The organism is Flavobacterium pasteuri, from assembly GCF_048286615.1.
Lineage (GTDB): Bacteria > Bacteroidota > Bacteroidia > Flavobacteriales > Flavobacteriaceae > Flavobacterium.
On record NZ_JBLVPN010000003.1, the window covers coordinates 149,492 to 162,990 of the forward strand.

The window sequence follows — 13,499 nt, forward strand, 5'->3', positions numbered from 1 at the left end:
AATTTCTTTATGAATCTTATAGAACAAGCCGAAAATTTTGTTAGTAAATTACTCAAAGATAAACTTTCTAATTCATATACCTATCATAATTTTCAACACACTATTGACGTAGCAGCAGCTGTTGGAACACTTGCTGACAGCGAAAATATAAGTTCCTCTGATAAAGAAATGTTGCTTCTGGCCGCTTGGTTTCATGACACAGGATATATAACGGGTTGCAGTAATCATGAAGATTCAAGCGTTGTGATAGCTTCTGATTTTTTAACAAAAAACGAAAAATCTGCTGATTATATTGAGAAAGTGGCAGAGTTAATCAAAGCCACCGAAAAGGAGTATGTTCCCAAAACCCTTTTTGAAAAAATAATAAAAGATGCCGATTATTTCCATATTTTGAGTGATGATTATATTTTTAGCTGTGAAGGGTTAAGAAACGAATGGAGAAATATAGAAGGAAAATCTTTTACAGATAAAGATTGGGCTGTAGAGAACTTCAATTTTTTAGCTAATATTCATCGGTTTTATACGGATTATGCCATTGAAAATTGGCAACCTTTAAAGGAGAAAAACATAAAACGTCTTCAGAAAAAAATAAAAAAAATGAACTTGAAAACGAATAACGAACCAGATAAAGAATATAAAAAAAGAGAAAAAGAAGAAAAACCGGAACGAGCGGTTGATACTTTATTTAGGGTAACATTGAATAATCATACCAGTTTAAGCGGAATTGCTGATAGTAAAGCCAATATTTTACTCTCCGTAAATGCAATTATTATTTCGATAGCGCTTTCTACGTTGATTCCAAAATTAGACAGTCCAAAAAATGTTCATCTGATGGTTCCTACTTTCATCATGCTGATGTCCAGTGTTATTACTATTATTTTTGCCATACTTTCCACACGACCAAAAGTGACGAAAGGAGTTTTTACACGACAAGATATTGAAAATAAAAAAGTGAATTTACTATTCTTCGGAAATTTCTATAAAATGCCTTTGGATGAATACCAATGGGCTATGAACGAAATGATGAAAGATAGGGAATACCTTTATAACTCCATGATTAAGGATTTATATTTTCTGGGATTAGTTCTCGAGAAAAAATACCGTTTATTAAGAGTTGCCTATAATTTTTTCATGATAGGAATTATAATCTCGGTAATTGCTTTTGTAATTGCGTTTAAAATGGTTGGTACTTAATTCAATTCATCCAGTAAATCTTGGTAAGAAAAGTTTTTGGGCGTTTGTTCTTTAATATCATTAATCACTTTTACCCTGATTGCTCTTAGCCCCGAAACGCCTTGTAATTCTTCCACTTCAAATTGTTCGATGGTTGGTTCCAATACTTTTTTAAATTGTAGAAATTTGATATAATTCAAATATTCTGTTTCCTCATTATTATGGGAATAGACAATTGTAATTTTTTCTTTTTCGGTAATTCTCTCTTTGCTTCCTTTGATATTGGCTTTGTCGATGCGTTTTTTTACTACTTCGTAACGCGCATTGTAGGTCCCGTCAACATCAAAACGTTTTTCATCCATTCTAAATCGGATAGAAATAGCAGAACTAAACACTAAAATCAACGAAGTCACATCAAGTTCATAAGGCAAAGTAGATTTGAGTTGATGGTGTTCCAGCTCCATTTCGCACAAGGTTTGCAATTGCCATAATCTCAAATTATGAAGATACATACTATCAAAATCTTTACTTGGCGTAATTGATGAACCTATATAAAGATTGTGTTCCACACCATCGGTTTTGAAACGCTCATAATAATGAGGAAAAATATTTTGTGCTTCAACTTGTTTTTTATCCAGAATTGAAGCTAATTTTTTATTGACAATAGACATGGCATTGTCAAATTTCTTTCTCGAATGGTAAAACATGCCTGTTTTTTCATCTAAACTTTCAAAGTAATTTTGCTCCAGCGTTTCACCTAGCGCATTAGTTTTTGTATTCCTTAAAATAGGATGAATTTCTTTTTCTATGTAAAGTTGAATTTGTTGTTCGGTATCCGCTTTTAAAGGGAATTCCAGTTGATTGTAAAATGATTGCAATTCAAATTTTCGTTGTTCCAATAAAACCAAATTAGTATTTGAATTTTGATTTTCAAAGATTTTTATAAGAGCACCTAGTTGATTTTTTAAATCTTCTTTTACCGTTTCATTTCTATGATTAGATGAACCTTTAATGTCTATTTGACCATACAAAGGGTATACTTCCTTAAACACGATTTCCTTGAAAATATAGTCTTTATTTGGATTATTAGTCTGAAAATATTTAAGCGCTTCTCTTCTAAATTTCCAATAAACACTGGGGTGTATGGCTGTATATTCTCTTTGAATGATAGCTTCTATTTGGTGTTGCATATCATTTTTGTAACGCTCCAATGTGTCTACCACGTATGGTAAAATCAAATCCAGATTGTTTACATTAATGCTGTTAAGTTCTCTTGGTTTTCCCGAAACTAATTCTATAATGCCCAAAAGTTTACCGTTTTTTATCACCGGAGCAAGAATACAGCTTTGAATATTAAGTTTTAAAAAATGTTCTCCCAGTTTTTCATTTTCTGATGTTTTGGCAAATTTTTCAACATTTGAAATTACAAACGGTTTGTTCTGTTCCAAAATATTTTCCAATGAGCAACCAAAAAGCGCATTTTTACAATCGACTTCTTGCATGTCGTGTAGAATAAAACTATCTATTTTTTTATCATCATAGGGAGGCTTTACAAACTTTTGATCTTCTTCATTGTAAATAATAAAACCAACTTTTAAATCAGAAACTTTAAAAATAGAACGAAAAATAGTTTCAAAATCATTACTACTATCCGTCTGATGTTTTTCTGATTTTAACAGACTACTTTTCAAATTAGAAATCGCACTTTCAATGGAGGCATCAAATAATGATACGATACCAAAGCCTTTTAAAATCCAGCTTTCTGAAGGGAATTTCTCTTTCCACAAATCGATATTGTCATAATTATCCATCAATAAATCTATATCTTCAGCAGATAGTGTTATCGCTTTATCAGTAGGGATGATTTCCATGAAATCAGCATTATATAGAATTCTATAATGCTTCATGATGCCATTTGCATCTGGGATATCGTAAAATAAAGGTCTGTTAAAATCAAAATGCTGATTGTAAAATGTATTCAAAATCAAAATACAATTCATGATGTAGAATTGATTTTGATCAAAATCCCTGATAGTCATATCAAATGTTCTTCCAGCATTTTGAAGTATTTTTTTGAATCTTTCAGAGTAATTAAAAGTAAAGTTCTGAAAAGGAATAGTAGCCGCTTTAATTTCGTTTTGAGTCAGTGCTGTAGGGAAAAGGTCTGCTAATAAGTAGTTTATCAGAGTTTCGTTTTCAGGAATTAAATTCAAATCCTCAATTCCAGTTTTGAATTCAGGAAAAGGTTCTATTTCTTTCAATAAAGCTTTGGCATAATTTGAGCGGTAATCGACATTAGTGACTGCGATTTTCTCTAAAGCTTCAATGAGTTTATGGAACGAAATTAGAGTTTTGAACGGGCTTTCTTTAAACAAATGATAATCCATCTGATAGTTTATTTAGCGTACAAAATTACTAATAAACGATATTGGATTGACAATTTTACGGGTCTTTTTTCTAAAGAATTACTTTGATTTTAATTTAGAAAATCAAATGTTTAGTATTTCAAAACACACCTTTTTTAGAAAATTATCTGATATAAATGCTATTGTAGAGTAGTTGTTTTTTGATTTTTTTCTAAGTCAAGATAAGTATTGATTTTAGTACTAGGAGAATTAACATGTTTTTTTGCAAGCTAAACATAATTGAATATTTATTCTTGAAACATTCACGTAAGCTTTTTTTTAGAATAAAAAGTACTTGTTGATTGTTTTGGTAATTATATGAACTGTAACAAATTTTGAGGTTAATTTTACAATCAATGAATTTTTTTATTTAAGCCAATGAGGTTTTTTTTTAAAATTCTGGGGTAAGAAACGTTTTTCTGCTTTTCTCATCGTTTGTTAATTCGAGCTCACAAACTGTGCATTTAAATTCTTTGAAATGATTTGTTATATTTATGTCATAATTATTTTATAACCAAATAGCAAACATAGAATTTTTTTACTGAGAAATTTTCTTTGATTTCAGTCTTACTCATACTATTTGGTTTTTAAAATTGGGGATTAAACCTAATTATTACCCGTTTAAATATCAAATAAAATCGAACAATTGCACTTTAAATTAGCAAAAATATAAATTCTTATACAATTAAATTTATTTAAAAAAAAATCCTCAGCCATTCAAGTGGTTGAGGATTAAAATTTAGAAGTTGAAATGCATAAACTAACTTTTCTCTTCTTTATTGAAATAAACTAAATAGTAATACATTTGTTTTTCTTCATCCCAGCCTTTTTCTACAAATTTTTCGGCACTTTCAGGATTGATGAAGTCCATTTTAATTTGAATATGTGTATCTAAATTAATGACGTTTTTGATTGATTTCCTAGCGTCAGAAACTGCGGCATTTGCAATAGGAAAAGATGTAACATCTTCGATGCTGTATTTCTCTCCTTTGTCTATTTTGTAATTTTTGAATTCTGGAATTAAATCAGGGTTGTCTAAAACTTCATTTAAGAAATTAGTTTCTTCGAACTGATCATTTTTAGCAAAATAATTCACGGAACGATTCATAAACATCACTTCTTCTTTCTTGTCTTCGGCTGGAAAAACTACATCTTTGGCAAAGTTCTGACAGAATTTTAAATACTTTTTAGTGATAAAGTTCTCGTCTTCAAAAGCATCAACTGATAAAAAATGCTCTAGCCAATATCTGGCATCATAGCGGTTGCTATCTACAGTCAAGATTTTATAGCCTTCTTCTTTTTTATAATTGAAGATTAAACATCCTTTATCTAATTTATTTAAACTCACACCTTGTTGCAAAATCATTTCTAAGTGAGTTTCTTTCTCTTCAAATTGTAAAAAGTCAGCTTGAATCTCACTTTTGAAAATTCCAATCGCATCCACGACATTATTATCAATACTTACGTTGGTTAAATAGGTAACATATACTTCACCATTCTTGATGTGAGGATGATTAGATTGCTCAAATAAGTGTTTTGTGATTTTTTGAGAAACTTCATGAATCGTATTTGGATTCTCAAAAATTTCTGTTGCATATTTGAACATATCATTGTAATCCAAATCAATTTCATGAGCAAACTGAAAATAGTTTTCTTCTTTTTCTCTAAAGGGTTTAAAGAAAAATTCTTTCATCAAAGGCACAATTTCATCGTTCAGATTAAAAGGTTGCTCTGATAAAAAAATCGCTTCATTTCTACTCTTGTTACCCACTCTGTGAATTGACAAGTTTTCGATGTGTGTATTGTATAAATTGATCATATTTTTATTTTTCTAGATAAAAGAACCAAGATGAAAGACAGCAAAAAGGTCTTTTATCTTGGCTCTTGATTCTTAATTGTATAATGCTTTAATTCCAGTTCTCCTCAAATCCATAGTCTTCAAAACTATCATCTCCTTCAAACATATCTAAATCGTCTTCGTCCAATCCGTCTTCAAATTCATCATTGTAATCATCGGCATTATCTGATTCAAAGTTTTTTTCCATCGCTTCATCTGGCATTTCACCGTGTGAAAAAATGGTTTCCGGATAGGTATTTCCAGCAAGTTGATCTTCTACAGCAGCCAGTTCTACAAGGAAAGTCCACATATTGATGAAATCATAAACATAGAGGATTTTAGTATTTTCTTTATCTAAAATAGCTGACAATTGGTAATCGCTCATGATTTTTTGCTCGCCTGGAACATCACCGGTATCAAAAAGTGAAATTTCCTCTTCTTGATTCCAAGTTTCATCACAAGTATAAAACGAAGCCACTTCCATTCCGTCAAATCCGAAAGAATTAAAAATAGCATTGTGCAAATCTTCTAAAGTATCGTCTTCAAGTATTGCAATGTCTCTAAAAACATCTTCTTCCGCGTCTAGAATCACTCTAAATTTATAAACCATAATCTTTATTTTTATTGAAAGCCCAAAGGTAAAATTTAATTTTAGATTTTATCCCGAAGTTTCGGGACAGATTTTCGATTTGTTGATAAGATTTTTGTGTATGACTTTCAAGGAGAATAAGTTTTTGATTGTCATTTATTCTACGAGTATTTAGATTGTTGTACAAAATTAATAGGCTACTTGTGCTTTATTTTGGATGTACGTCAAGAGATACTTTTTTTAATCTTACCAACCAGTTTTTTTCTAATGATGTGGTACTTTTTATGATTTGGATAAGATCTGTCTGGCGTCATATTATTAAAAATCAAAGCGACAACCAATAAAATTAGTACACCGCTCAATACTGGATAAAGTACATACCAATAGCCAAGGTTTTTAATTTTTGGTGTGCCAATGATGGCAATCAAAGCAGTAGCGCCACCCGGAGGATGTAGTGTTTTTGTTATTTGCATTAAAACAATAGACAAGGAAACGGCCAGAGGAGCGGCTAACCATAAAATATCAGGTATTAATTTAGCGACTGTAACGCCTACAAGTGCAGATATGATATGTCCGCCTATAAGATTTCGGGGTTGAGCCAATGGGCTTTGGATAATTCCATAAACCAATACGCTTGAAGCTCCAAAAGACCCAATTAAATAGATTACATCTACATGCAGTAAAGTTTTAGATTGCAGGAAAGCGATTAGTCCGATGCCAATGAATGAACCCAGAAAAGCCCAAAAATGTTCCTTAAAATCAATTAAAGTTTCTTTGTAAAGAATGTATTTGGTTTTGCGATAACTCCTTTTTATTTTAATATTAGTATTCATGTCAAAAATATAGTGACGTTATTATTAAATGTATTTGTACAAAAACGACTTATTTTTCATAAAACTCTATCGGTAAATCATCTGGATCTGCTATGAAGAAAAAACGTTTTTTAGTGTGCTCATCCATACGAATTTCCTCTGAACTGATATTTTTTTTGACTAAAAAATCACGAGTTACTTGAATGTCATCTACTTCAAAAGCTAAATGACGGAATCCTGCAGCCTCAGGTTTTGAGGGGCGTTGTGGAGGATTTAGAAACGAAAAAATCTCAATGATATAATTTCCGTTTAAGGCTAAATCCAGTTTATAGGATTGTCTTTCTTCCCGATAAATTTCTTGAACAATTGTTAGTCCTAAAATTTTTGTGTAGAACGTTTTAGATTTTTGATAATCAGAACAAATAATGGCAATGTGGTGTATTTTATTAAGTTGTAGCATATTTATTATAATAAATAAAGCCTAATCTGTTGATTAGGCTTTGGGTTTTTACTTTTTTGCGTCAGAACAAAGTCCTACAATCTCATGGAAAGTGTCGTGTAATTCAGTGATTGATTTCAAAATTGCTGCATCAGCTCCATTTGAAGTAACTAATTTATGCAACGTATTACTTTTTAATTGTAATCGTTCAGCTGAAGCCAAAATAGCGTTAGTCTTAAATTCTGCAGGAATATCAGACTTTAATAACATGGCAGCTTTGTTCATCATTTCTTCTGAACGAGCTTTGATTGGAGCGAGATTTCCTTCTTCAGCAGGATGAAATGTTTGTGACATTACTTCGTGAAATTCTTTTATGACTGGCCATTTTTGGAAAGTGGATTGTGCTGAAACGGAGTTTGCAAGAACAATAAGTGCTAAGACTAGAAATGTTTTGAGGTGTTTCATGATGATTTTAAAAAGTTTAAATGTTTATAACAAAGATACTAAGTTTTTAGTTTTTTGGCGTTGTATTTTGGGTTGGGATATTCATTAAACATTTAATTTCCGAATCACTTTTGCCGGATTTCCTACAGCCAATGAATTATCAGGGATGTCTTTTGTAACCACTGAACCTGCTCCAATTACACAGCCATTCCCAATGGTAATGCCTGGGCAAATAACTGAATTTCCGCCAATCCAGCAATCATCACCAATGGTTATTGGCAATGCATTTTCCATTGTTTTTCTCAGTTCAGCATCCAGCGGATGAGTTGCTGTATACAATTGAACGCCCGGAGCAAAAAAGACATTGGAACCAATAGTGACTTTGGCACAATCCAAAACAACACAGTTTACATTGAAATAAACGTTTTCGCCACAACTGATATTGTATCCGTAGTCACAAAAAAAAGGAGGCTCAATATAAAGATTTGGTCCTGCATTAGGAATGAGTTCTTTTAGTATTTCCCGTGCTTTTTTTGTCACTCGGTATTCTGTAACATTTAATCGGTGGAGTAAATTTTTAGATTTCCGTCTGTCTTTTACTAAAACAGGATCGCCTGCTAAATAATATTCTCCGGCAATCATTTTTTCTTTTTCAGTTATCATAGTTTATAAATTTGAGCAAAATGTATAGTTGTTTTTGCTGTTATATTTTAGTTTTGGCTATTTTATCATGGATTTTTAGTGTTTCCTGCAATGCCGCACTTCCATACCAAAGTGTCAGTTCAGCTTCCAGAAGTTTCGATTGTACCGCTGGATCTGTCGCCACAAATGTTTTAGCTTCTTCGATACTACTGGCGTTAAAAATATAAATGCCTCTGTAATTTCTTTCATTTTTCATGAAAGGACCTGCCACAACCAGTTTTTCTTCTTTTGCTAATTGATTGATATTTGCCATATGTCCTTCAAATAATTTTTGAGTTTCTTCTTTAGTTGCAGTTGTATTGCTTCCTGTTTTTAATAAGCAAAAAACATATTGCTTCATTCCGTAATCATCTGCTTTAAGAGATTTTGCCAGTTTTTCATCAAATGCTGATTCCGTTTCTTGAGAAAATAGTACGGTGCTAAAAGAGAACAATAAAAGGAATAAGATTGATTTTTTCATTTTTACAGAATTAGGTTGTACACAAATTTAAGGTTTTCATTATAAAATAAAAAATGCATGATTTCAAATTCGAAATGGATTAGGCAAAACAACTCATCCAGTAATTTCAACAGTTCAGTAATAACTTTTTCTGATTCTGATTTTTGCAATAGATATTTGCTGCATCAAAATCAAATATCATGAAACCAACATTTACGCAACAATCAAATCATTCGAACACAATGCTTAAATTTATTTTTACGTTTGCCTTTTTAGTATTCAGCTTAGCTATTTTTTCGCAAAACACAATTTCAGGGAAAGTGGTAGATGAGAAAGGAAAACCGGTTTCAGGTGCTAATATTTTTATTGAAGGAACTTATGACGGTGCTTCTAGTAGTGAAACGGGGGATTTTAGTTTTACAACTACAACAACCGGGAATCAAACTCTGGTTGTGAGTTTCCTGATTTATGAAACTTCAAAAACAGTAATTGATGTGGCTGCTTTCCAAAATAAAACCATCAAATTACGAGAAAGTGTTACATCGCTTGACTCAGTTGTGATTACAGCAGGGACATTAGAAGCGGGCGATAAAGCAAGAGTATCGGTTTTAAAACCATTAGACATCGTAACTACAGCGGGCTCTGCGGGAAATATTATTGCGGCTTTGCAAACGTTGCCAGGAACACAAACGGTAGGCGAGGACGGGCGATTGTTTGTTCGTGGTGGCGAAGCCAATGAAGCACAAACTTTTGTAGACGGGATTCGAGTGGCGCAACCGTATGGCGCAACCACGAATAATTTACCAACACGAGGTAGGTTTTCTCCTTTTTTATTCAGCGGAATATCATTTTCTACGGGTGGTTATTCAGCGGAATATGGCGAAGCATTATCTAGTGTTTTGTTATTGAATACACAAGATGATCCAGACCAAAACAAAACTGAAATCGCTTTGATGACTGTAGGTTTAGGAATTGGGAATACCCAAAAGTGGAAAAAAAGTTCGTTGAGCGTAAATGCGAATTATATCAATTTAGCGCCTTATCAAGCAGTTATTCCTCAAAATGTGGATTGGAATAGTCCTTTTCAATCGTTGTCTGGAGAAACCGTTTATCGTTATAATTTTAACAATGGAATTTTGAAAGTGTATGCTGCTTTTGATAGTTCTAAATTTGATATTAATCAGGAAAATATCAATTCGCCAGAGAAAATCAGAGTTAACTTGAACAACAATAATTTCTATTTGAATTCGTCTTATAAAGGCGTTTTTGGGAACAATTGGCAAATTACTTCCGGGTTGAGTTATGGTTACAGCAACAACAAAATAAATTTAGACTCAGATAAAGTGGCTAATGATGAAAATGCGGCTCATTTGAAATTAAAATTAAGAAAAAGCTTTTCGGAAAGATTGAAACTGTCTTTTGGAGCGGATTATTTTGTTACTCAATTCAATGAAGATTTTAAGGAAAATACAGGTTCGGTTTTCACCAATGGATACGATGCTAACATTGCTGCAGTTTATACGGAAGCCGATATTTTCTTCTCTAAAAAATGGGCAGCCAAAGTAGGAGTTAGGGCTTCTAATAACGATTTACTGAATGAAACCGCCATTTCACCTCGAATTTCATTTGCATATAAAATGGCTAAAAACAGTCAATTTTCATTTGCCTATGGCGATTTTACCCAAACTCCAAACGCAGAATACATCAAGTATTCCAATAATCATCAGTTTGAAAGTGAAAAGGCTTCGCATTACATCTTGAATTTTCAATATAATAAAAACGGAAAAACCTTTCGTGCAGAAACCTATTTTAAAGATTACAATAATTTAGTAAAATTTGACACACAAATGGCGGCGTATAATTCGGTTTATGATAATACGGGTTCTGGTTATGCAAAAGGATTGGATTTGTTTTGGAGAGATGGAAAATCAATCAAAAACTTAGAATATTGGGTTTCCTATTCGTACATCGACACAGAGAGAAATTATAAAAATTTCAGTACGCAAGTTACGCCAAGTTTTGTTGCAGATCACAGCTTATCAATCGTTACTAAATACTGGATAAACGAGTGGAAATCTCAGATAGGCTTTACAAATTCATACAGTTCTGGGCGTCCTTACAACAACCCAAACGAAGCTAAATTCATGAATGGAAAAACTAAATCGTACAATAGTTTGAGTTTCAATTGGGCGTATTTAGTGACACAGCAAAAGATTTTATATTTCTCGGTTTCTAATGTTTTAGGTTCTCAGAATGTATTTGGATACGAATATGCCAATAATCCTGATAATACAGGCCTTTACAACAGAAAAGAGATTATTCCTACGGCCGATCGTTTTTTCTTCGTAGGATTCTTTTGGACCATCAGCAACGATAAAAAAGACAATCAGTTGAGGAATCTTTAAAGGAAGTCATAATGTCTTAAAGTCAAAGGTCTAAAGTCTTTGTAAACGAAAACTCTTTAAACTTTATGACTTTCGACTGCATCACAATTCATCCATTAAATTCTACAGTTCAGTATCAATAAATTTTAAATCAAAAAAAACCGAGATACTTTTAAAGTATAAATTATTACAACGTTTCAATTATCAAAAAAAAACAACCATTTTAAAACAAGAAATCATGACAAAAGTTATCACCACAATCGTATTATTTGTATGTAGTTTAGTATCAGCTCAAGGGCAATTCGAACAAGGAATGGGAAAAGCATTCCAATTATGGGGCGAAGGAAAAAATACGGAAGCTTCTGATTTATTCGAAAGAATAGCTGCCGCTGAAAAAACAAGCTGGTTGCCTAATTATTACGTTGCATTGGTAAACACAACCACCGCTTTTAGAACAAAAGATAAAGATCAAATGAATTTATTACTTTCTAAAGCACAAAAATCATTGGATATAGCAATGGATAAAAATCCAAATAATGCCGAATTATTGGTGATGCAAGCGATGATTCATACTGCTTGGATTGCTTTTGACCCAATGACAAATGGACAAAAATTATCCGGAACGGTGATGGAATTGTACGGAAAAGCACAGGCAATTGCACCGGAAAATCCAAGAGTTGTTTTTGGTAAAGCCGAATTTGAAATAGGTGGTGCTAAATTTTGGGGAACAGACACTAAACCAATGTGTGTGCAAATTGAAAAAGCTATTGGACTTTTTGCTACTTTTAAACCTGAAACACCATTCTCTCCAAAATGGGGTTTAGAAAGAGCTTTAGAAGCACAGAAAAACTGTAAATAGGAAGTAGAAACAAGAAAGAATAGAAGTGATTTTTAAATCTTTTGTTAATGCTACAATCAGAACAAATATCAAAATAAAATGAATAGAATATATAAAGAACTTCAAAGAGCGATAAAATTGACACTTATTATTTTTGCTGTGATTCAATTAGTCAATGTGATAATGGGAAGTGAAGTTTATTTTGGTAAAAGGTTGCTAGTCAATTTTTTATTCACAATGATGTATACTTTTTCTTTATACGCTGCAAATATGTTCCTTTTTTGGAAATTAGATTCTTATTTTGAAGATAAATTTTCTGTAAAAAGATTAACACTAGGTTTCATAGGTTCGTTTTTAGTTTCATTAGCAGTTATTTTTTTAATGCATGTATTTGAAGTTGTGGTGTATAATAAAAATTCTTTTGACTATTTCTTGGCTAATGAAAAACCTTCCAGCTATCTAGGATCTATAATCATCACTTTTTTTGTCACATTATCGATTTATACTATTTCATTTTATAAAGCGTACAATGAGAATAAAGTCAAGGAACAAAAAATTATTGCAGGAACTGCTAACGCAAAATTCGAGAGCTTAAAGAATCAAATTGATCCTCATTTTCTTTTTAACAGTTTAAATGTATTGAGTTCTTTGATTGAAGAAAATCCCGATAATGCCCAGCGGTTTACGATTTCATTATCAAAGATTTATCGCTATGTATTAGAACAAAAAGATAAAGAACTGGTTTCGGTTGAAGAAGAATTGGCTTTCGCCAAAACGTACATGAATTTATTGAAAATGCGTTTTGAAAACAGTTTGTTTTATGAATTACCAACGACAGCTATAAATCCAGATGGCAAAGTAGTGCCGCTCTCTTTGCAGCTTTTATTAGAGAATACGGTGAAGCATAATGTGGTTAGTGAACAAAGGCCATTGCACATTCGGATTTATGTTGAGGGCGATTATTTAGCCGTTCAAAACGATTATCAAAAGAAAGAAGTATTACAAGAACGTCAAGGTGTTGGTTTGCAAAATATTGTCAACAGATATGGAATTATAACCAACAGAAAAGTATTGATTATTCAAAACGAGAAAACATTTACGGTCAAAATACCTCTTTTGACAAAACAAATTACAGTTATGGAAACAACTACAAATTACAATGAAGATACCGCTTATTATAGAGCTAAAAAACGTGTGGAAGAACTTAAAGGGTTTTACGGAAACTTGATTTCTTACTGTTGCGTCATTCCATTTTTGATATTTATTAATTTAACATATTCTCCACATTTTCAATGGTTTTGGTTTTCTGCAGCCGGATGGGGATTTGGAGTGACCATGCATGCTTTTAAGGTTTTTGGATACAGTTCCAATTGGGAAGAAAGAAAAATTCAGGAAATTTTACAAAAAGAAGAGCAAAAACAAACTTGGAAATAATAT

12 protein-coding genes are annotated in these 13,499 nt (G+C 32.1%); 4 read left to right on the plus strand and 8 right to left on the minus strand.

What is annotated here, in order from left to right; all coding sequences use genetic code 11:
* The first annotated feature begins 9 nt into the window (after positions 1-9).
* Complete coding sequence (locus tag ACNQF6_RS05630; RefSeq protein ID WP_417964023.1) at positions 10-1,194, plus strand: Pycsar system effector family protein; 1,185 nt, start codon at positions 10-12, stop codon at positions 1,192-1,194.
* Here ACNQF6_RS05630 and ACNQF6_RS05635 read toward each other — a convergent pair.
* From ACNQF6_RS05635 to ACNQF6_RS05670, 8 genes are all read right to left on the minus strand, one after another.
* A complete protein-coding gene (locus ACNQF6_RS05635) occupies positions 1,191-3,560 on the minus strand; it encodes a GAF domain-containing protein (protein ID WP_417964025.1) in 2,370 nt (789 codons plus the stop codon). The two genes, ACNQF6_RS05630 and ACNQF6_RS05635, sit on opposite strands and share 4 nt — an antisense overlap.
* Positions 3,561-4,338: 778 nt before the next feature.
* Entirely contained in the window at positions 4,339-5,397 is a 1,059-nt protein-coding gene (locus ACNQF6_RS05640; protein ID WP_417964027.1) for a nucleoid-associated protein, read from the minus strand.
* Positions 5,398-5,485: 88 nt separating this feature from the next.
* The gene (locus ACNQF6_RS05645; RefSeq protein WP_417964029.1) at positions 5,486-6,025 is read right to left on the minus strand and encodes an IS1096 element passenger TnpR family protein; all 540 of its coding nucleotides are present in this window, start codon (positions 6,023-6,025) and stop codon (positions 5,486-5,488) included.
* A 203-nt stretch (positions 6,026-6,228) separates the two neighbouring features.
* On the minus strand, positions 6,229-6,837 hold the full coding sequence (locus ACNQF6_RS05650) for an HPP family protein (RefSeq protein WP_417964031.1): 609 nt from the start codon (positions 6,835-6,837) through the stop codon (positions 6,229-6,231).
* A gap of 49 nt (positions 6,838-6,886) precedes the next feature.
* A complete protein-coding gene (gloA2, locus tag ACNQF6_RS05655) occupies positions 6,887-7,276 on the minus strand; it encodes an SMU1112c/YaeR family gloxylase I-like metalloprotein (protein WP_417964033.1) in 390 nt (129 codons plus the stop codon).
* Positions 7,277-7,324: 48 nt separating this feature from the next.
* Complete coding sequence (locus ACNQF6_RS05660; RefSeq protein WP_417964035.1) at positions 7,325-7,720, minus strand: hypothetical protein; 396 nt, start codon at positions 7,718-7,720, stop codon at positions 7,325-7,327.
* Between the two features lie 84 nt (positions 7,721-7,804).
* The gene (locus ACNQF6_RS05665; protein ID WP_417964037.1) at positions 7,805-8,362 is read right to left on the minus strand and encodes a sugar O-acetyltransferase; all 558 of its coding nucleotides are present in this window, start codon (positions 8,360-8,362) and stop codon (positions 7,805-7,807) included.
* 40 nt (positions 8,363-8,402) lie between these two features.
* Entirely contained in the window at positions 8,403-8,861 is a 459-nt protein-coding gene (locus tag ACNQF6_RS05670) for a YciI family protein (protein WP_417964039.1), read from the minus strand.
* A gap of 221 nt (positions 8,862-9,082) precedes the next feature.
* Between ACNQF6_RS05670 and ACNQF6_RS05675 the strand changes: the two genes are divergently transcribed.
* The 3 genes from ACNQF6_RS05675 (at position 9,083) to ACNQF6_RS05685 (ending at position 13,496) form a co-directional block, all read left to right on the plus strand.
* A complete protein-coding gene (locus ACNQF6_RS05675) occupies positions 9,083-11,245 on the plus strand; it encodes a TonB-dependent receptor (protein WP_417964489.1) in 2,163 nt (720 codons plus the stop codon).
* Between the two features lie 217 nt (positions 11,246-11,462).
* Positions 11,463-12,083, plus strand: a complete 621-nt coding sequence (locus ACNQF6_RS05680) for a tetratricopeptide repeat protein (RefSeq protein WP_417964041.1) — start codon at positions 11,463-11,465, stop codon at positions 12,081-12,083.
* A 78-nt stretch (positions 12,084-12,161) separates the two neighbouring features.
* A complete protein-coding gene (locus ACNQF6_RS05685) occupies positions 12,162-13,496 on the plus strand; it encodes a 2TM domain-containing protein (RefSeq protein ID WP_417964043.1) in 1,335 nt (444 codons plus the stop codon).
* Positions 13,497-13,499 lie beyond the last annotated feature (3 nt).

What these genes read in the sequence shown, in the direction of transcription:
- ACNQF6_RS05630 (WP_417964023.1), top strand. Translation starts at nt 10, where the DNA reads ATGAATCTTATAGAACAAGCCGAAAATTTTGTTAGTAAATTACTCAAA.
- ACNQF6_RS05640 (WP_417964027.1), bottom strand. Translation starts at nt 5,397, where the DNA reads ATGATCAATTTATACAATACACACATCGAAAACTTGTCAATTCACAGA.
- ACNQF6_RS05680 (WP_417964041.1), top strand. Translation starts at nt 11,463, where the DNA reads ATGACAAAAGTTATCACCACAATCGTATTATTTGTATGTAGTTTAGTA.
- ACNQF6_RS05675 (WP_417964489.1), top strand. Translation starts at nt 9,083, where the DNA reads ATGCTTAAATTTATTTTTACGTTTGCCTTTTTAGTATTCAGCTTAGCT.
- ACNQF6_RS05685 (WP_417964043.1), top strand. Translation starts at nt 12,162, where the DNA reads ATGAATAGAATATATAAAGAACTTCAAAGAGCGATAAAATTGACACTT.
- ACNQF6_RS05650 (WP_417964031.1), bottom strand. Translation starts at nt 6,837, where the DNA reads ATGAATACTAATATTAAAATAAAAAGGAGTTATCGCAAAACCAAATAC.
- ACNQF6_RS05670 (WP_417964039.1), bottom strand. Translation starts at nt 8,861, where the DNA reads ATGAAAAAATCAATCTTATTCCTTTTATTGTTCTCTTTTAGCACCGTA.
- ACNQF6_RS05665 (WP_417964037.1), bottom strand. Translation starts at nt 8,362, where the DNA reads ATGATAACTGAAAAAGAAAAAATGATTGCCGGAGAATATTATTTAGCA.
- ACNQF6_RS05645 (WP_417964029.1), bottom strand. Translation starts at nt 6,025, where the DNA reads ATGGTTTATAAATTTAGAGTGATTCTAGACGCGGAAGAAGATGTTTTT.
- gloA2 (WP_417964033.1), bottom strand. Translation starts at nt 7,276, where the DNA reads ATGCTACAACTTAATAAAATACACCACATTGCCATTATTTGTTCTGAT.
- ACNQF6_RS05635 (WP_417964025.1), bottom strand. Translation starts at nt 3,560, where the DNA reads ATGGATTATCATTTGTTTAAAGAAAGCCCGTTCAAAACTCTAATTTCG.
- ACNQF6_RS05660 (WP_417964035.1), bottom strand. Translation starts at nt 7,720, where the DNA reads ATGAAACACCTCAAAACATTTCTAGTCTTAGCACTTATTGTTCTTGCA.